This is a genomic window from Thermus brockianus (assembly GCF_001880325.1).
In the GTDB taxonomy this organism is placed as follows: Bacteria; Deinococcota; Deinococci; order Deinococcales; family Thermaceae; genus Thermus; species Thermus brockianus.
Genome location: NZ_CP016312.1, coordinates 1,032,874 through 1,050,033 on the forward strand (window position 1 = coordinate 1,032,874; position 17,160 = coordinate 1,050,033).

The 17,160-nt window shown below is 67.5% G+C and carries 16 protein-coding genes and 1 pseudogene; 10 read left to right on the forward strand and 7 right to left on the reverse strand.

Annotated features, from left to right (window positions below; translation table 11 throughout):
• The 4 genes and pseudogenes from A0O31_RS05400 to groL all read left to right on the forward strand — a co-directional run bounded on the left by A0O31_RS05400 (position 1) and on the right by groL (position 5,205).
• A pseudogene (locus A0O31_RS05400) lies at positions 1-2,243 on the forward strand (GNAT family N-acetyltransferase).
• Positions 2,221-2,994, forward strand: coding sequence for a TrmH family RNA methyltransferase (locus tag A0O31_RS05405; protein ID WP_071676988.1), 774 nt, complete (start codon positions 2,221-2,223; stop codon positions 2,992-2,994). The pseudogene A0O31_RS05400 and the gene A0O31_RS05405 overlap by 23 nt, the downstream one beginning before the upstream one ends.
• 262 nt (positions 2,995-3,256) lie before the next feature.
• On the forward strand, positions 3,257-3,562 hold the full coding sequence (groES, locus tag A0O31_RS05410) for a co-chaperone GroES (RefSeq protein ID WP_015716023.1): 306 nt from the start codon (positions 3,257-3,259) through the stop codon (positions 3,560-3,562).
• 11 nt (positions 3,563-3,573) lie between these two features.
• Complete coding sequence (gene groL / locus A0O31_RS05415) at positions 3,574-5,205, forward strand: chaperonin GroEL (protein WP_071676989.1); 1,632 nt, start codon at positions 3,574-3,576, stop codon at positions 5,203-5,205.
• A gap of 52 nt (positions 5,206-5,257) precedes the next feature.
• On the opposite strand, the gene dnaE is transcribed toward groL, so the two are convergent.
• On the reverse strand, positions 5,258-8,926 hold the full coding sequence (gene dnaE, locus A0O31_RS05420) for a DNA polymerase III subunit alpha (protein WP_071676990.1): 3,669 nt from the start codon (positions 8,924-8,926) through the stop codon (positions 5,258-5,260).
• Positions 8,927-8,978: 52 nt separating this feature from the next.
• Between dnaE and A0O31_RS05425 the strand changes: the two genes are divergently transcribed.
• Positions 8,979-9,539: a 5-formyltetrahydrofolate cyclo-ligase gene (locus tag A0O31_RS05425; RefSeq protein ID WP_071676991.1), complete on the forward strand. Its 561-nt coding sequence runs from the start codon at positions 8,979-8,981 to the stop codon at positions 9,537-9,539.
• Here the strand turns inward: A0O31_RS05425 and A0O31_RS05430 are convergent.
• Both A0O31_RS05430 and A0O31_RS05435 read right to left on the reverse strand, forming a co-directional pair.
• Positions 9,526-9,846 (reverse strand): FUN14 domain-containing protein, encoded by a 321-nt coding sequence (locus A0O31_RS05430; RefSeq protein ID WP_071677929.1) that lies wholly within the window; start codon positions 9,844-9,846, stop codon positions 9,526-9,528. The genes A0O31_RS05425 and A0O31_RS05430 overlap by 14 nt on opposite strands.
• Before the next feature lie 36 nt (positions 9,847-9,882).
• Complete coding sequence (locus tag A0O31_RS05435; protein ID WP_071676992.1) at positions 9,883-10,434, reverse strand: HD domain-containing protein; 552 nt, start codon at positions 10,432-10,434, stop codon at positions 9,883-9,885.
• 16 nt (positions 10,435-10,450) lie between these two features.
• Between A0O31_RS05435 and ispF the strand changes: the two genes are divergently transcribed.
• Both ispF and A0O31_RS05445 read left to right on the forward strand, forming a co-directional pair.
• Positions 10,451-10,909 carry a 2-C-methyl-D-erythritol 2,4-cyclodiphosphate synthase gene (gene ispF / locus A0O31_RS05440; protein WP_071676993.1) on the forward strand — a complete coding sequence of 153 codons (459 nt, stop codon included), beginning with the start codon at positions 10,451-10,453 and terminating at the stop codon, positions 10,907-10,909.
• Positions 10,902-11,498 carry a trimeric intracellular cation channel family protein gene (locus A0O31_RS05445; protein ID WP_071676994.1) on the forward strand — a complete coding sequence of 199 codons (597 nt, stop codon included), beginning with the start codon at positions 10,902-10,904 and terminating at the stop codon, positions 11,496-11,498. The genes ispF and A0O31_RS05445 overlap by 8 nt, the downstream gene beginning before the upstream one ends.
• Before the next feature lie 8 nt (positions 11,499-11,506).
• Here A0O31_RS05445 and A0O31_RS05450 read toward each other — a convergent pair whose 3' ends face one another.
• Positions 11,507-12,208, reverse strand: a complete 702-nt coding sequence (locus tag A0O31_RS05450) for a hypothetical protein (RefSeq protein WP_203226812.1) — start codon at positions 12,206-12,208, stop codon at positions 11,507-11,509.
• A 130-nt stretch (positions 12,209-12,338) separates the two neighbouring features.
• On the opposite strand from A0O31_RS05450, the gene A0O31_RS05455 reads away from it, so the two are divergent.
• From A0O31_RS05455 to A0O31_RS05465, 3 genes are read left to right on the forward strand one after another with little or no spacing between them, the layout of a single operon-like run.
• On the forward strand, positions 12,339-13,274 hold the full coding sequence (locus tag A0O31_RS05455; RefSeq protein WP_071676838.1) for a transposase: 936 nt from the start codon (positions 12,339-12,341) through the stop codon (positions 13,272-13,274).
• 42 nt (positions 13,275-13,316) lie between these two features.
• On the forward strand, positions 13,317-14,777 hold the full coding sequence (locus A0O31_RS05460; protein ID WP_071676996.1) for a tetratricopeptide repeat protein: 1,461 nt from the start codon (positions 13,317-13,319) through the stop codon (positions 14,775-14,777).
• Position 14,778: 1 nt separating this feature from the next.
• Positions 14,779-15,561: an SAM hydrolase/SAM-dependent halogenase family protein gene (locus A0O31_RS05465; RefSeq protein ID WP_071676997.1), complete on the forward strand. Its 783-nt coding sequence runs from the start codon at positions 14,779-14,781 to the stop codon at positions 15,559-15,561.
• On the opposite strand, the gene surE is transcribed toward A0O31_RS05465, so the two are convergent.
• From surE to A0O31_RS05480, 3 genes are all read right to left on the reverse strand, one after another.
• Positions 15,548-16,297 carry a 5'/3'-nucleotidase SurE gene (gene surE, locus A0O31_RS05470; RefSeq protein ID WP_071676998.1) on the reverse strand — a complete coding sequence of 250 codons (750 nt, stop codon included), beginning with the start codon at positions 16,295-16,297 and terminating at the stop codon, positions 15,548-15,550. The two genes, A0O31_RS05465 and surE, sit on opposite strands and share 14 nt — an antisense overlap.
• 56 nt (positions 16,298-16,353) lie before the next feature.
• Complete coding sequence (locus A0O31_RS05475; RefSeq protein WP_016330342.1) at positions 16,354-16,560, reverse strand: cold-shock protein; 207 nt, start codon at positions 16,558-16,560, stop codon at positions 16,354-16,356.
• Positions 16,561-16,674: 114 nt separating this feature from the next.
• Positions 16,675-17,142, reverse strand: a complete 468-nt coding sequence (locus A0O31_RS05480) for an FKBP-type peptidyl-prolyl cis-trans isomerase (RefSeq protein ID WP_071676999.1) — start codon at positions 17,140-17,142, stop codon at positions 16,675-16,677.
• Positions 17,143-17,160: the final 18 nt, after the last annotated feature.

The window sequence follows — 17,160 nt, forward strand, 5'->3', positions numbered from 1 at the left end:
ATGGGGTACGTGCCCCCACCCACGCCCCAGTACGGCCTCGAGGAGGGCCCCATCCTCCTCAAGGACGGGCGCACCGCCCTCCTGCGCCGGGCCACCCCCAGGGACCTTCCCCTTTTTGTGGAGTTCCTCAAGCGGCTTTCCCCGGAATCCCTGCGCATGCGTTTCTTCTCCCCCATCTCCCCGGAGAAGGCGGCGGAACTCCTCCTTTCCGCCAAGCCCGAGGAGGAAAAGGTGACCCTCATCGTCCTGGCCGGGGAGCCCCCGAGGATCGTGGCCACCGGGGAGTACGTGCGGGCCAAAGGGGAGGAGACCGCCGAGGTGGCCTTCCTGGTGGACGATGCCTACCAGGGTAAGGGCCTGGGCACCCTCCTTCTGGAGCGCCTCGCCCTCCTCGCCGCCAAACGGGGGGTGCGGCGCTTCCAGGCCTTCACCCTGGCGGAAAACCGGCAGATGCTAAACGTCTTCATGGAAAGCGGTTTCCAGGTGCGGGCCCACCGGGAGGGAGGGGAGGTGGAGGTGGAGTTTGAAATCCTCTTGGAGGAGAAGGCGGCGGAGCGGTTTGAGTGGCGGGAAAAGGTCTCCACCATCGCCAGCCTCCACCCCTTCTTCTTCCCCCGGGGGGTGGCGGTGGTGGGGGCGAGCCGCGACCCGGAGAGCATCGGCTACCGGGTCTTGGAAAACCTCATCTTTGGCCGCTTTCAGGGGCCTGTCTACCCCGTGAACGAGGCCATCGGCAGGGAGGGGGGCACCGTGGGCCCCCTCCTCGCCTACCCCAGCGTGGAGAGCATCCCCGGCCCCGTGGACCTGGCGGTGATCGCCGTACCCAAGGAGCGCGTCCCGGGTGCCCTGGAGGCCTGCGGCCGCCGGGGGGTTAGGGGCGCCATCGTCCTCACCACGGGCTTCACCCCCGAAGAGGCGAAGGCCCTGGCGGACAAGGCCCGCCGCTATGGTATGCGCCTTTTGGGGCCAGGGTCCTTGGGCCTCGTGCACACCCACCCCGAGGTGCGCCTGGCCGCAGGCCTAGCCCCTTTGCCCAAGGCCGGGCCCTTGGCCCTCTCCAGCCAGTCGGGCACCCTGGGGCGGGCGGTGATGGCCTACGCCGAGGGGATGGGCCTCGGCATCGCCTCCTTTGCTTCCTTGGGGGCCAAGGCGGATATCTCCTCCAACGACCTCCTGCAGTTTTGGGAGGAGGACGAGCGCACCCGGGTCATCCTCCTCTACCTGGAAAGCTTCGGCAACCCCCGGCGCTTCTCCCGCCTGGCCCGCCGGATTGGCAAGAAAAAGCCCATCCTCGCCGTCCACCCCTCCCGCGACCCCCTGGTGCGGGCCCTTTTCTCCCAGGCGGGGGTGGTGCGGGCCAACGACCTGGAGGAGGCCTTTGACGTGGCCGCCCTCCTCTCCTTGGGCCGCCTGCCGGAAAACGGCCGGGTGCGCCTCGTCTCCAACGCCTCCGGCCCCTCCAACCTGGCCCTGGAGGCCTTGAAGGAGGGGGGCCTCGAGGTGGAGCACGTGGACCTGGGCTCCACCGCCCGGGGGGAGGACTTCGCCCGGGCGCTCAAGGAGGCGATGGAAAGCGATGCGGGAAGCGTCTTCCTCCTCTTCGTGCCCATGGGGTACGCCTCCGAAGAGGAGTTCCTAAGGCTCCTAGGGGAGGCGGAAGGGGAAAAGCTCCTCCTCGCCTGCGCCATGGGCTCCGCGGGGGTAAGGGCCCGGGTGTTGGGGCGGGTAGCCCTCTACCGCTTCCCCGAGTCGGCGGCCATCGCCTTGGCCCGGGCCTGGGCCTACCGGCGCTTTCGGGAAGAACCCCTCCTCTTCCCCGACTTTCCGGACCTGCGCCTGGAGGAGGCGAGGCGGCTTCTGGAGGGGAAAAAGCGCCTAAGCCGGGAGGAGGCGGAGGCGCTTCTCTTGGCCTTCGGCCTCCCCTTGGGCAAGGAAAATGGGCTTACCCTCCGCCTCAGGGCCGAGCCCCACCCCCTCTTCGGCCCCGTGCTCACCCTCCTCCTCCCCACCCCCTTAGGGGAACAAGCCTTGGGCCAGCGCCTTTCCCCCCTCACCGCCAAGGACGCCCAGGAGCTCCTAAAGCCCCTCGAGGGCCGGGAAGACCCTAGGCCTACCAGGAAATCCTCCTCCGCCTCTCCCGGCTTCTGGAGGAGTTCCCGGAGGTGGAGGAGGTGGTCCTGGAACTCCAAGGGCCCAAGGTGGCCCGCTTTGAGGTGCGCCTTGCGGATCCAAAGCCCCGCTAACCCCAAGGTCAAGGCCCTAGCCGCCCTCAAAGAGCGCAAGGAGCGGGAAAGGACGGGGCTTTTTCTGGTGGAGGGAAGGCGGGAGGTGGAAAGGGCCCTGAGGGCGGGCCTCGCGCTGGAAACCCTCGTCCTCGGGCCTAAGGCCCTGGCCGAAGACCGCCTCCTGGCCCGAAACGCACCCGTTTGGGAGCTTTCCCAAGAGGCCTTGGAACGGGTCTCCACCCGGGAAAACCCCGCCCAGGTCCTGGGGGTCTTCCGCATCCCCCAAAGGCGCCTGGAGGCGGTGCGCCTTCCCCCAGACCCCCTGGTCTTGGCGGTGGTGGGCCTGGAGAAGCCGGGCAACCTGGGGGCCATCCTGCGGGCGGCGGACGGGGCCGGGGCGGACCTGGTCCTGGTGGCGGAGGGGGTGGACCTTTATAGCCCCCAGGTGATCCGAAACTCCACGGGAACGGTCTTCGCCCTGCCCGTCTTCCCGGTGAAGGAGGAAGAGGCCCTTCGCTACCTGAAGGCCCTGGGCCTCCGCCTGGTGGCCGCCACCCCGGAAGGGGAGAGGCTTTACTGGGAGGGGGACTACCGCCCGGGGGTGGCCTTCCTCCTGGGGGCGGAGGATACAGGCCTGCCCGAGGCCTGGAAGGAGGCGGCCCACGCCCGGGTGCGCATCCCCATGCGGGGGGTGGCGGATAGCCTCAACGTTTCGGTGAGCGCCGCCCTGCTCCTCTATGAGGCCCTGCGGCAGAGGCGTTCTTTTTGAGCGCTAAGGCCTGGCCACACTAGAGGTGGCGAGGCAACGGCAGCCTTCTGTTTTGGGCCTTTCCGCCGGGGAGGTCCTCCCCACAGGGGAAGAGGCCTTCCAGGGGTCCCAAAGGGGGGCTCGCCACCCACGGCCCGGAAGGGGGAACGAACCCCTGCGTTTATAAGCCCCCCTCAACCCCCTTGACAAAAGGGACTGGGGGCAGAATAATGACCCTTGGTTTGACACTCTCGGCCTTTGAGCGTCAAAGGGGGGAGTGAAGATGGCTGCGGAGGTGAAGACCGTGATCAAACCCCTAGGCGACCGGGTTGTGGTAAAGCGGATTGAGGAGGAGCCCAAGACCAAGGGCGGCATCGTGCTCCCCGACACCGCCAAGGAGAAGCCCCAAAAGGGCAAGGTGATCGCCGTGGGCTCGGGCCGCATCTTGGATAACGGCCAGAAGGTGCCCCTCGAGGTCAAGGAGGGGGACATCGTGGTCTTCGCCAAGTACGGCGGCACCGAGATTGAGATCGACGGCGAGGAGTACGTGATCCTTTCCGAGCGCGACCTGTTGGCGGTTCTGCAGTAAGGAGGTGAGCTATGGCGAAGATCCTGGTGTTTGACGAGGCGGCCCGCCGGGCCTTGGAGCGCGGCGTGAACGCCGTGGCCGATGCGGTGAAGGTGACCCTGGGCCCCAGGGGCCGGAACGTGGTCCTGGAGAAGAAGTTCGGCTCCCCCACCATCACCAAAGACGGGGTGACGGTGGCCAAGGAGATTGAGCTGGAGAACCACCTGGAGAACATCGGGGCCCAGCTCCTGAAGGAGGTGGCCTCCAAGACCAACGACGTGGCCGGTGACGGCACCACCACCGCCACCGTCTTGGCCCAGGCCATCGTGCGGGAGGGCCTGAAGAACGTGGCCGCCGGGGCCAACCCCCTGGCCCTCAAGCGGGGCATTGAGAAGGCGGTGGAGGCCGCCGTGGAGAAGATCCGCTCCCTGGCCATCCCCGTGGAAGACCGCAAGGCCATTGAGGAGGTGGCCACCATCTCCGCCAACGACCCTGACGTCGGTAAGCTCATCGCCGACGCCATGGAGAAGGTGGGGAAGGAGGGCATCATCACCGTTGAGGAGTCCAAGAGCCTGGAGACCGAGCTGAAGTTCGTGGAGGGGTACCAGTTTGACAAGGGGTACATCTCCCCCTACTTCATCACCAGCCCCGACACCATGGAGGCCGTCCTGGAGGACGCCTTCATCCTCATCGTGGAGAAGAAGGTCTCCAACGTCCGCGAACTCCTCCCCATCCTGGAGCAGGTGGCCCAGACCGGTAAGCCCCTCCTCCTCATCGCCGAGGACGTGGAGGGCGAGGCCCTCGCCACCTTGGTGGTGAACAAGCTCCGGGGCACCCTGAACGTGGCCGCCGTGAAGGCCCCGGGCTTCGGCGACCGCCGCAAGGAGATGCTCAAGGACATCGCCGCCGTCACCGGTGGCACCGTCATCTCCGAGGAGCTCGGCTTCAAGCTGGAGAACGCCACCCTCTCCATGCTGGGCCGGGCCGAGCGGGTGCGCATCACCAAGGACGAGACCACCATCGTGGGCGGCAAGGGCAAGAAGGAGGACATTGAGGCCCGGATCAACGCCATCAAGAAGGAGCTGGAGACCACCGACAGCGAATACGCCAAGGAGAAGCTCCAGGAGCGCCTCGCCAAGCTGGCGGGCGGCGTGGCGGTGATCCGGGTGGGGGCCGCCACCGAGACCGAGCTCAAGGAGAAGAAGCACCGCTTTGAGGACGCCCTCTCCGCCACCCGGGCGGCGGTGGAGGAGGGCATCGTGCCGGGCGGCGGCGTGACCCTCCTACGGGCCATTAGCGCCGTGGACGAGCTCCTGAAGGGCCTCGAGGGCGACGAGGCCACCGGGGCCAAGATCGTGCGCCGGGCCCTGGAGGAGCCCGCCCGCCAGATCGCCGAGAACGCCGGTTACGAGGGCTCCGTCATCGTCCAGAAGATCCTCTCCGAGACCAAGAACCTCCGCTACGGCTTCAACGCCGCCACCGGGGAGTTCGTGGACATGGTGGAGGCGGGCATCGTGGACCCCGCCAAGGTGACCCGCTCCGCCCTGCAGAACGCCGCCTCCATCGGCTCCCTCATCCTCACCACCGAGGCGGTGGTGGCCGAGAAGCCCGAGAAGAAGGAGTCCACCCCCACCCCTGCGGGCGCCGGGGACATGGACTTCTAGCGCCTTCTAAAGCGAAGGGCCGGGGTTTTCCCCGGCCCTTTTTCTTCGCCCGTTAGAAGGGCACCACCTCCTCCTTGGCCCCGTTCCCCCCGTTCCCCTGGAGGAAGGCCTCCCGGTCGGGCACCAGGTAGGCGCGGAAGCCCTCGGCCTCGAGGGCTCCCAGGGCCTCCTCCGCCACCCGGGCCTCCCTAAGGGCGAAAAGGGCCTCGCCGAAGGGGCCCTGGACCTTCACGTAGAGGGGAAGGGTCCCCGGGTGCTCGTCCAAAAGGCTCTTGAGGAGGGCGATTCCCTTCTCGTCCAGAAGGGCGTGGTCCACCTCCACCTCCAGGGCTTTCGCCGCCTCCGCCACCTCCTCGTGGGTCCAGACCGCTTGGGCGATGACCCTAAGCCCTCCCTCCTCCCGTTCCACCTCCGCCAGGACCAGGAGGGGAACATCCTCCTTGAGCTTGGGGGAAACCCCCTCGTAGGCCCGGCCAAAGGCCACCACCTCCAAGGCCCCCGTCTCGTCGGAGAGGGTGAAACGGGCCATCATGCCCCCGCTCTTGGTGGGCTTGCGCACCACCTCCTCCACCATGCCGGCCAGGAGAACCCGGGCGCGGGGGGGAAGCCCCTGGATGAAGGCCTCCAGCTCCTCCAGGGCGCAGCTTGCCGCCTCCCTCAGGCCCGGGTAGCGGAGCACGGGGTGGCCGGAAACGTAGATGCCCAAGGCCTCCTTCTCGTAGCGGAGGCGGGTGATCTCGTCCAAGGGCTCGGCCTCCACCAAGGGAGGCTCCTCCACCTCGGCGAAGAGGCCCAGCATCCCCGAACGGGCCCGCTCCCGGCTTTCCGCCGCCCAACGGAGGAGGGGCTCTAGGGAAACGAGGAGGCGCGCCCGGTCCCCAAAGGCGTCAAAGGCCCCCGCCTTGACGAGGGACTCGAGGGTGCGCTTGTTCACCACCTTTTCGTCCAGGCGCTTCAGGAAGTCCCCCAGGCTCTTGAAGGGCCCTCCCCGCTCCCTCTCCTTCAGGATGGCCTCCGCCGCCCCCTCCCCCACGTTCTTCACCGCCGAGAGGCCGAAGAGGATCTCCTCCCCCACCACCTTGAAGTCAAAGCCCGAGCGGTTGATGTCCGGGGGCAGGACGGGGATGCCCATGGCCCGGGCGTCGCGGATGTACTCCGCCACCTTGTCCGAGTCGTGGCGTTCCACGCTGAGGAGGGCGGCCATGAACTCCACGGGGTAGTGGGCCTTCACGTAGGCGGTCTGGTAGGAGAGGAGGCTATAGGCGGCGGCGTGGCTCTTGTTAAAGCCGTAGTTGGCGAAGGCCTCCAGCATGTCAAAAAGCCGGTTGGCCTCCTCCTCCGGCACCCCCCGCTCCTTGGCCCCCCGCACGAAGCGCTCCCGATGTTTTTGCATCTCCTCCACTTTCTTCTTGCCCATGGCCCTCCGCAGAAGGTCCGCCTCCCCCAAGGAGTACCCGGCCACCGCGGAGGCGATCTGCATGATCTGCTCCTGGTAGACGGGAATGCCGTACGTCTCGTCCAGGATGGGCTTTAGGTACTTCTCCGCATGGGGGAACTCGGTGTAGGTCACGGGTTCTTGGCCGTGGTGGCGGCGGATGTAGGTGGGGATGTGCTCCATGGGGCCAGGGCGGTAGAGGGAGACCAGGGCGATGATGTCCTCAATCCGCCTGGGCTTAAGCCCCCGCACCGTGGCGGTCATGCCCCCGGATTCCAACTGGAACACCCCCTTGGTCTCCCCCCGGGCGAGGAGGGCAAAGGTCTTGGGGTCGTCCAGGGGAAGGGCATCGTAGTCCAGCTCTACCCCCTTGGACTCCTGGACGATCCGCTTGGCCTCCTCCAGGAAGGTGAGGGTGCGGAGGCCCAGGAAGTCCATCTTCAAAAGGCCCAAGGCCTCCACCGCCCCCATGTCGTACTGGGTCACGGGGCGGCCTTCCTGGTCCCGCATGAGGGGAACCAGGTCCGTGAGGGGCTCGGCGGCGATGACCACCCCGGCGGCGTGCACGGAGGCGTGGCGGTTGAGGCCCTCAAGCCGCATGGCCACCTCGAGGACCTCCCGGATCTTGGGGTCCTTTTCCATCTCCGCCCTGAGCTCGGGCACCACCTGGATGGCCTCGGCCAAGGGCTTGGGCTTACCGAACTGCACGGGGATGAGCTTGGCCAGCTCCTCCGCCTTCTTGTGGGGGATGCCGTAGACCCGGGCCACGTCCTTCAGGGCCGCCTTGGAGGCCAGGCTCCCGAAGGTGCCGATCTGGGCCACCCTTTCCTTCCCGTACCGCTCCCGCACGTACTGGATCACCAGGTCCCGCTTGCGGTCGGAAAAGTCCGTGTCTATGTCCGGCATGGACACCCGCTCGGGGTTCAAGAAGCGCTCAAAGAGGAGGCCAAAGCGCAAGGGGTCAATGTTGGTGATGCCCACGGCGTAGGCCACCAGGCTCCCCGCCGCCGAACCCCGTCCGGGCCCCACGGAAACCCCGTTCTTCCTAGCCCAGTTGATGTAGTCCTGGACGATGAGGAAGTACCCGGGGAAGCCCATGCGCTCAATGACGCCAAGCTCGTAAAGGGCCCGGTGGAGGATGGCCTCCGCCGTCCACTCCCGCACCCCCTCCAAGGGGGGAAGCCCGGCCAGAAGCTTTTCCCAAGCCCCCTTCTCCACCTGGGCCAGGGCCTCGGCCAGGGCCTGCCCGTCCCCGTGGGGCGGGAGCTTCCCCAGGCGGCGGAAGACCTCCCGGTAAAACTCTGGGGTGATGCGGTCGGGGTAGCGGCCCAGAAGGCCCTTTAGGGTGAGCTCCATGAGGTACTGGGCCTCCGTGCGCCCTTCGGGGAGGGGGAAGCGGGGGATGCGGTAGACCATCTTGTCCCCGATGGGGAGGTCCACGTTGCACATGCGGGCGATCTCCGCCGTATTGTCAAAGGGCTCATCCCCCCACTCCGCCTCGGGGAGCATGGCCCGCATCTCCTCGGGGGTCTTCACGTAGAACTCGTCGCAGGGAAAGCGCCAACGCTCGGGGTCGTCCAGGGTGCTTTTGGACTGGATGGCGAGGAGCACCTCGTGGGCCCGGGCATCCTCCCTGCGCACGTAGTGGCCGTCGTTGGTGGCCACCATGCCCAGGCCGTACCTGCGGGCGAACTCCTTGAGGACCTCGTTGACCTTCTTCTGCTCGGGAAGGCCGTGGTTTTGGATCTCAATGAAGAAGCGGTCGCCGAAGATGGAAAGGTACTCCTTGAGCCGGGCCTCCGCCAGGTCCAGGCGGTCTTGCAGGATGAACTGGGGAATCTCCGCCCCCAGGCACCCGGAAAGGGCGATGAGGCCTTCGGCGTGCTCCCTTAGGATCTCCCGGTCAATGCGGGGTTTCTCGTAAAAACCCTCCAGATAGGCCCGGCTCGCCAGGCGCACCAGGTTCTGGTAGCCCCGGAAGTCCTTGGCGAGGAGGGTGAGGTGGAAGTACCCCCCGTCCAGGCCCTTGCCCCGCTTGCGGTCGTGGCGGCTTTCCGCCGCCACGTAGGCCTCGTACCCGAGGATGGGCTTCACCCCCAGCTCCGTGGCCTTCCTGTAAAACTCCACGGCGCCGAAGAGGTTCCCGTGGTCGGTGATGGCCAGGGCGGGGTCCTCGGGGGAGACCTCCTTGACCCACTTGAGGAGGTCCTCAAGCTTGGCCGCCCCGTCCAGGAGGGAAAACTGGGTGTGCTGGTGCAGGTGGGCGAACCGGAGTTTGTGGCCCATACCCTCCCATGCTAGCTTGACGCCCCCCGGCCCGGGGGGCAAAGTGAGGAAGATGACCTTGGGGGAGCTTCGGGAAGAAGTCTGGAACGCCCTGGCCCGCCATGGGCTCGCCCTCCACCCCACCCCGCCCCACGGCCACCACCCCAACTTCCTGGGGGCCAGAAAGGCGGCGGAGCGCCTTCTCAAAACCCCGGAGTTCCTGGGCGCAAGGCGGATCCTTGCGGGTATGGACGCCGTGCTCAAGCCCTTAAGGGAAGAGGCCCTGCGCCAGGGGAAAGAACTCCTCCTCCCCCACCCGGACCGGCCGGGGGAGTTCTTGCTCCTGAAGGACCTGGACCCGAGGCGGCTTAAGCGGGTGCGGGAGGCTTACCGCTACGGGGTACCCGTGGCCCTCGAGGCCCAACCGGTGGACCTGGTCCTTGTGGGAGCGGTGGCGGTGGACGAGGAGGGGGGCTGGGTGGGGAAGGGCTACGGCTTTCCCCAGGCCTGGCTCAAGGTGGAAGCCCCCTTCGCCACCCTGGCCCACCCGCTGATGGTCTACCCCGAGCTCCCGGTGGAACCCGAACGCCGGGTGGACCTCATCGCCACGCCGCAACGGCTCATCCGGCCCTGAGGCCCAAAACCAGCCCGCCCACGAAGCTCGCCCCGAAGGGCAGGTTATAGGTGAGGGTGGAAACGAGCCGCTCCCAAAGGCCCTTTAAGCCGGGCTGCTGGAGCAAGGGCTCCACGTCCCGCTGGATGCGGGTCCAGTCCACCTCCACATACCCCGCTTGGGCGAGGAGCTGGAGGGCCACGAAGAGAAGCCCCAGGGCTATCGCGAGAAGGCGGCCCACCTTCTTCAAGGCGTAGCCCACGGCGTAGCCGGCCAGACCGCCAAAGGTCATCTGCCCGAGGTAAGGGGTGAGGTCGGGAAGCTCCACGCCTCCCACCCTAGCGGGAAAGGCCCGGTGGGGCAACTAGGCAAGGCCCAGGAGGTGGGCTTCCCGCCTCATGGCCTCCAGCACGAAGGCCAGGTGCTCGTCCAAGGGCACCCCCAGCTCCTCCGCCCCCATGCGGATCTCCTCCCGGTTCACCCCTTTGGCGAAGGCCTTGTCCTTGAACTTCTTTTTCAGGCTAGGGAGCTCCAAGCCCAGAATGGAGCGGTCCGGGCGCACGTAGACCGCGGCGGCGATGAGGCCCGTGAGCTCATCCACGGCGAAGAGGGCCTTGGCCATAAGGCTTTCCCGGGGCACGCCGGTGTAGCTGGCGTGGGCCAGGATGGCCCTTAGAACCTCCTCGGGGTAGCCGAGGCGCCCGAGCTCCTCCACCCCCCGGTAGGGGTGTTCCTCCGGGTACTTCTCGTAGTCCATATCGTGGAGCACCCCGGCCATGGCCCAAAGCTCCTCGTCCTCCCCAAAGCGACGGGCGTAGGCCCGCATGGCCACCTCCACCGCCCGCATGTGCCGGCGCAAGGAGGGGCTTTCCGTCCACGCCTCCATGAGGGCCAGGGCTTCCTCAAAGTTCGGCATGCCCTAAAGTATAGCCATGCGCATCGGCTACGGGGAGGATAGCCACCTTCTCGCCGAGGGAAGGCCCCTTTACCTTTGCGGCCTGGAGATCCCAAGCCCTGTAGGGGCCCTAGCCCACTCCGACGGGGACGCCGCCCTTCACGCCCTCACGGACGCCCTCCTCGCCGCCTACGGCCTCGGGGACATCGGCCTCCTCTTCCCGGACACCGACCCCCGTTGGCAAGGGGTGCGGAGCGAGGTGTTCCTGGGAGAGGCCCTTATCCGGGTGGCGGGCCTGGGGGGGAAGCTCCTCCAGGTGAGCCTGGTCCTCACCCTGGACCGGCCCAAACTCAACCCCCACCGGGAAGCCCTGGTGGCAAACCTCTCCCGCCTCTTAGGGCTTCCCAAAGACCGCATCGGTCTCGCCTTCAAGACCTCGGAGGGCCTATCCCCTTCCCACGTCCAGGCCCGGGCGGTGGTGCTTTTGGATGGTTGAGGTCCTGGTCTGGCTCGGCACCCTGGTCTTCGCCGCCACGGGGGCCCTAAAGGGGGTGGAGAAGGGGTTTGACCTCCTTGGGGTCTTGGTTCTGGCCACGGTGACGGCGGTGGGGGGCGGCTCCATCCGGGACGTCCTGGTGGGCACCCTCCCCCCCACGGCCCTCACCCACGAGCCCCTCCTTTGGAGCGTGGTCCTGGTGGGGCTTTTGGTCTTCCGCTTCCACCCAAGGGTGCAGGCCCTGGAGAGGCCCATCTACTACCTGGACACCCTAGGCCTGGGCCTCTTCGCCGCCTTGGGGGCGGAAAGGGGCTTGGCGGCGGGCCTAGGGCCCTTCGGCGTGGCCTTGGCGGGGACCCTTTCCGGGGTGGGGGGTGGGGTCCTGCGGGACGTGCTCTCCGGCGAGGTGCCGGGCATCCTCTACCGGGCAGGGGACCTCTACGCCTCCGCTGCCCTTCTGGGCGCTCTGGTGGTCTATGCCCTCCACGATACCCATCCCCAAGCCTCCCTTTTCGCCGGAGCCCTGATCACCATCCTGCTCCGGGTTTTCGGGAGGCGGCTTGGCCTCAGGCTCCCCACCCCCCGCTAAGCCCAGGGCTACTTAAGTTTGGCCAGGTCCTGGCGGGCCCTTTCCTGGTCGTAGCGGTCGGCGGCGGTCCTGGCGGGGAGGGAAAGGGCGATTTCCAGCTGTTTCCTCGCCTCCTCCTTCTTGCCCCAGGCGGCGAGCACCTTGGCGTACTCCACCCGGTGGATGATCCCATCGGGTTCCAGCTCTATGGCCTTTTTCATCAAGGGCTCCACCTTGCCCCCATCCGCCCCCTGGGTGGCGGCCACCAGCCAGCCCTTCTGCACCAGCTCAAAGTGCCAAAGGGCCAGGGCCACCATGGCCCCGGCGTGGTCGGGTTTGAGCTTCAGGGTCCGTTCCAGGTCGTTGCGGATGCGGGGGGCAAGCCCCTCGGAGAGGGCCTCGAGGATCCCCTTGTACTGGGATAGGCGGCCCAAGGCCCTGGCCCGCTCAAAGTAGCCCTCCGGGTAGCCCGGGTCCTTGGCGATGGCTTGGGAGGCGGCCTTCTCCGCCTTCTCAAACCAAGCCCGCTTCTCCTCGGGCTTGGCCTCGTAAAGGGCGTAGAAGCTCGCCCCCTTGGCCGCCAGGGCCAAGGCCTCGGGGGTACCGAGCCTTAGGCCCATCTCGTAGGCCTCCTGGAAGTGCCCGGCGTCCACCAAAGCCGCCACCTGGGAAGCCTGGGCCAGGGCCAGGGTCAAAAGCGCTGATGCCAGGATTGGGGTCCATCGCTTCATGGGTTTCACCCGGGGCGATTATACCGGGTATAAGACGAAAGGCGTAAACTGGAAGCCATGAACCCCCCTTTCGGATATTCAATGCATACCCCCTTGACAAGCCAAAGGAAAAGGGGGCGCTTGGTGAGCTGTGGAAGAACACCAGACGCCCCCTTCCATCCTACCCCTGCCCCTGGAGGAACTGGTCCCCCTGCTCCAGGCATGGCTCCAAGCCCGCTTGCCAGAAGGGGAGAGAAAACCCGGCAGGCCCAGGACCTTCTCCGACCTCAGCCTCTTTCTCTTCCACCTGGTCCGCGCCCTCCTGGGCTTCTCCAGCGAACGCATGCGCCGGGAACTGGCCCGCAACCCTAGGCTCCGCAAGCGCCTCGGTCTAGAGCGCGTTCCCTCCTCTGCCACCCTCAGCGAGCGGAGCCGGAAGCTACCCTGGCCCCTCCTGCGGGGAGGGAAGCGGGTGGGCCGGGGGAGGCGGGTGCTGGCCATGGACGCCACCCTTCTCCCCGCCCAGAGGTCGGATGGGGAGGCGGCTTGGGGCGTGGGCTCGGATGGGGGCTGGGTTTATGGGTACAAGCTCCACCTCCTCGTGGACCTGGACACGGGGGAGGTGCTGGCCCTACGGGTGACCCCGGCCTCATGGCACGACTCCCCGGTGGGGCGGGGGATGCTCTGGGGGGTGGAGAGGTTTCCTGGGGAGAAGCCCCCCGTGGTGGTGGCGGACGCGGCCTACGAGGGGGAAGCCAACTTTCGGTTGACGAGGAGGCGAGGGATGCTTCTGGTGACGGGGCATAACCGGAGACGGGGAAGGCCAAAGGGGAGGGGGCGGCTTTTGAACCTGCGGCGGCGGGGGAGAGGTGCGTACCGGAGGCTTTTGGGGCGGCGGTGGGAGCTGGAGACGGTCTTTGGTCTGCTGAAGGGGCCGATGGGGCTGGTGGGGGCGGTGGGGAGGGTACGGGGGCTGAAGGCGGTGGCCCTGCAAGTGGAAGCTTGGGTGATGGCCTGGAGCGTGGTGGCCCAGCTTCTTGGGCAGGCGGGTCTGCCCATCACCCGGGTGTTGCGGGCGGTGGCGTGAGGTGAGTACGCAGGTGAATATCCGAAAAGGGGGCTGGAAGCCATGAAGCTTACTCGGGGGCTTTGGGTCTTTATAGGCCTGGTTATCCCTTCCCTGGCCTGGGGCCAAGGGGCCGAGGAGTATTTCGCCCGCTGCCAAAGGCTATACAACCAAGGAGCCTTGGAAAGCGCCCAGATGACCTGCGAGCTTGCCCTGGTGAGCGACCCCAACCACGCCCCAAGCCTTCGGCTCCTCGCCCGCATCGCCTTGGAAAGGGGCGAGCTGGCCCAAGCGGGCACCTACCTGGAGCGCCTGGGGGACGACCCCGAGGGCCTGGTCCTGAAGGCGAGGCTCCTTTTGGCCCAGGGGAGGCCGGGGGAGGTCCTGCGCCTCCCCTTGGGGCAGGACCCGGAGGCCCGGCTTGCGAGGGCTTTGGCCCTCGAGGCCCTAAAGCGGCCGGAAGCGGCCCTGGCCGAGGCCCAGGCCCTCCCCCCTACCCCAGAAGTGCGCCTCCTCCTGGCCCGGCTCCACCTGGAGCTCGGCAACCCGGAAGCGGGCCTTCTGGCCTTGGGCTCCACCCAGGAGGAAAGGCTAGCGCGGGGGCGCCTCCTTTTCCTCGTGGGGCGGCCCACGGAGGCCATCCCCCTTCTGGAAGCCCTCCTCCCGGAGCTTGGGGAAAAGCCCGAGCTGAAGGCCCAGGCCCTCGCCACCTTGACCCTGGCCTACCTGGGCCAAGGGGACGTTGGGCGGGGCCTGGCGGCCCTTGGGCAACTTTCCCAGGTGGAAAACCTCCCCGGGCGCTTCCTCGCCACGGCCTGGCCTTGGCTTTCCGCCCTCCTCGCCTTCTTGGTCCTCATCCTCCTGGGGGAAAGCCGCATAGAGCCCCTGCGCACCGTGGAGGTGGTGGAAAACCCCTTACCGGGCCCGGGAAGCCTCTACCTCTTGGCCCTCCTGGCCCTCCTTCTGGCCCTGGGCTTCGCCGCCCTAATGGGCAAGCTCCTTTTCGCCAACCTCCTCGCCTTCCTTACCCCCTACCAAGGGGAAAAGGTGCTCCCAAGCCTCTACCTGGCCTACGGGGCCTTCCTCCTCCTGGGCCTCCTCCTCTGGCAACGGAAGCGGCTACCCGCCCTTTTGGGCCCCTGGGGCAGCTGGGTGGAAGGGTTTTGGGTGGGGCCCGCCTTGGTCCTCCTCCTCTTGGCCTACGGCCTCCTGCGCCCCTTCCTCGGCCTGTCCACCCTTCCCCTAAACCTCCTCACCTTCCTGGGCCTGGCCCTTATGGAGCCCTTCTTCCGCGGCCTGGTCCCTTGGGTCTTCAAGGAGCGCTACAAGGACCTGGCCCCCGCCCTATCCGCCCTCTTCTTCGCCCTGGCGGTGCCGGGGCCCACCCTTCTCCTCCTCCTCGTGGGGGCTGGGCTTTTGTGGGCCAAGGAGCGGGCGGGGAGCGTCCTGGGCCTAAGCCTAGGCTGGGTGGTGGCGGGGGTGGTCCTCTCGCTCTTTCCCCCCGCATGGTTAAGGCGCTTCTAGGATGCGCCCCGTTTTCTTCCTCTCCGACTTCGGCCTCCAAGACCCCTATGTGGGGGTGGTGAAGGCGGTTTTAGCCCAGAAGGCTCCCGGCATAGGGGTGGTGGACCTGGCCCACGACCTCCCCCCCCAGGACCTGCGCCGGGCGGCCTACGCCCTCTTTGAGGCGGTGCCCTACCTGCCCGAAGGGAGCGTCATTCTGGCGGTGGTGGACCCCGGGGTGGGGACGGCACGGCGGGCCGTGGCCGCCTTGGGCCGGCGGGCCTACGTGGGCCCGGATAACGGCCTCTTCACCCTGGCCTGGCTCCTGGACCCGCCCAGGCGGGCCTATGCCCTGGACAGGGTTAAGCCCCCCAGGCCCCAAAGCCTGGACCCCTTACCCGGATGGCGCCCGGGGGCGTTCACCTTTCACGGCCGCGACCGCTTCGCCCCCGCCGCCGCCCACCTGGCCCTGGGGCTTCCCCCGGAAGCCCTGGGGGAGGAGGTTCCGGTGGAAAGCCTCCTAAGGCTTCCCCTCGCCCTGACCCCGGGGCCGGAAGGGGAGATCCTCACCTTTGACCGCTTCGGCAACGCCATCACCACCCTCCTCCAGGCCCCCCTAGGGGGATGGGTGGAGGTGGCGGGGCGGAGGGTGCCCATCCGCCGCACCTTCGGCGAGGTGGAGGTGGGGGAAGGGGTGGCCTATCTGGGAAGCGCAGGGCTTTTGGAGATCGCCCTCAACCGGGGAAGCGCCCGGGAGGCCTGGGGCCTCGAGGAGGGTATGCCCGTGCGCCTCACCGGTCCTTGAACCAGGCCTCCACCTCGGCCAGGTATTCCCGGGCGGTGAAGTCCAGGCTCACGGGGGTGACCGAGATGTACCCCTGGCGCACCGCCCAAAGGTCCGTCCCCTCCTCCTCCTCCCCCACGGGGGTGCCGGCGATCCAGTAGTAGGGCCTCCCCTCGGGGTCCAGCCGCTCCACCACGGTGTCCTCAAAGTGATGGGTGGAAAGCCGGGTGACCTTGACCCCCTTGGGCGGGCGGGCGGGAAAGTTCACGTTGAGGAGAACCCCTTTGGGCAGGCCCTTCTCCATCACCCAGCGGGCGATCCTCACCGCATGGCGGGCGGCCTCGGCGAAGTCCAACTCCTCCCCGGAGGTGTCCAGGCTGAAGGCGATGGCCGGGATGCCCAAGGAGGTGGCCTCGAGGGCCGCCGCCACCGTGCCCGAGTGGGTGAGGTCTAACCCCAGGTTCACCCCGATGTTGATGCCGGAAACCACCAGGTCCGGCCGGCCTAGAAGGTGCACCCCCAGGACCACGCAGTCCGCCGGGGTGCCGTCCACCCGGTAGGCGGGGATCTCCCCAAAGCCGGCGCTTTGCGTGTGCTTGAAGCGCAAGGGGCGGCGCACGGTGATGCCGTGGCCCACCGCCGACTGCTCCACGTCGGGGGCCACCACGTACACCTCGCCCAGGGCCCGCATGGCTAGGCCCAAGGCCTTGATGCCCGGGGAGAAGATGCCGTCGTCGTTGGAAACGAGGATGCGCATGCCCTAAGCCTAAAGCAAAGGAAGCCCCCAAGGGGGCTTCCTTTGGCCATCCTCCTTTAGATGCGGCGGACCTTCTTGGCCTGGGGGCCCTTGCCGCCCCGGCCCGGCTCCACCTCAAACTCCACCCGCTCCCCCTCGTTCAGGGTGCGAAACCCTTCGGCCTCGATGGCCGAGAAGTGCACGAACACGTCCGGACCCTCTTCCTGCTGGATGAACCCGTAGCCTTTTTCCGCGTTGAACCACTTAACGGTACCCTTCTTCATGCTTCTCCTTCATCCCGAAAACCCACTTGGCTTTCCAGGGACTCCCCACTATCCCACGGGGGGAGGAAAAAGTCAAGCCCCCCCAGGGAACCCCTGGGGAGGCCTGGCCCACGCCTAGTGGGAATGCCCGCCCTCGTGCACGTGGCCGTGCAGGAGCTCCTCGGGGGTAGCCTCCCGCACCTTCACCACCTCCACCTGGAAGTCCAGGTCCTTGCCCGCCAGGGGATGGTTGAAGTCAATGGTGACCTCCTCCCCCTGGACCTCCACCACGGTGAGGGGCATGGGGTTCCCCTCCATGTCTTGGGCGTAAAACTGGGCCCCCGGGGCCACCTCAGCGTCCTCGGGGAAGGCGGAGAGGGGCACCACCTGCACCCCTTCCGGATCGTGGGGGCCGTAGGCCTTCTCCGCCGGCACGTGGGCCTGGAAGGCTTCGCCCTCCTCGCGGCCCTCCAGGGCCTCCTCGAGGCCCCGGATGAGGTTGCCGTGCCCGTGCAGGTAGGAAAGCTCCCCCTGGTCCAAAACCTCCCCCTCCACCTGGAGGGTGTAGCGAATGGTGACCACCTTGTCCTGTCCTACTTTCATGTTCACCCTTCCGCAAGC

Bases quoted from the DNA above. Each gene is read 5' to 3' on its own strand.
- groES (WP_015716023.1), top strand. From the start codon at position 3,257: ATGGCTGCGGAGGTGAAGACCGTGATCAAACCCCTAGGCGACCGGGTT.
- groL (WP_071676989.1), top strand. From the start codon at position 3,574: ATGGCGAAGATCCTGGTGTTTGACGAGGCGGCCCGCCGGGCCTTGGAG.
- dnaE (WP_071676990.1), bottom strand. From the start codon at position 8,926: ATGGGCCACAAACTCCGGTTCGCCCACCTGCACCAGCACACCCAGTTT.
- A0O31_RS05425 (WP_071676991.1), top strand. From the start codon at position 8,979: ATGACCTTGGGGGAGCTTCGGGAAGAAGTCTGGAACGCCCTGGCCCGC.
- A0O31_RS05435 (WP_071676992.1), bottom strand. From the start codon at position 10,434: ATGCCGAACTTTGAGGAAGCCCTGGCCCTCATGGAGGCGTGGACGGAA.
- ispF (WP_071676993.1), top strand. From the start codon at position 10,451: ATGCGCATCGGCTACGGGGAGGATAGCCACCTTCTCGCCGAGGGAAGG.
- A0O31_RS05445 (WP_071676994.1), top strand. From the start codon at position 10,902: ATGGTTGAGGTCCTGGTCTGGCTCGGCACCCTGGTCTTCGCCGCCACG.
- A0O31_RS05450 (WP_203226812.1), bottom strand. From the start codon at position 12,208: ATGAAGCGATGGACCCCAATCCTGGCATCAGCGCTTTTGACCCTGGCC.
- A0O31_RS05460 (WP_071676996.1), top strand. From the start codon at position 13,317: ATGAAGCTTACTCGGGGGCTTTGGGTCTTTATAGGCCTGGTTATCCCT.
- A0O31_RS05465 (WP_071676997.1), top strand. From the start codon at position 14,779: ATGCGCCCCGTTTTCTTCCTCTCCGACTTCGGCCTCCAAGACCCCTAT.
- surE (WP_071676998.1), bottom strand. From the start codon at position 16,297: ATGCGCATCCTCGTTTCCAACGACGACGGCATCTTCTCCCCGGGCATC.
- A0O31_RS05475 (WP_016330342.1), bottom strand. From the start codon at position 16,560: ATGAAGAAGGGTACCGTTAAGTGGTTCAACGCGGAAAAAGGCTACGGG.
- A0O31_RS05480 (WP_071676999.1), bottom strand. From the start codon at position 17,142: ATGAAAGTAGGACAGGACAAGGTGGTCACCATTCGCTACACCCTCCAG.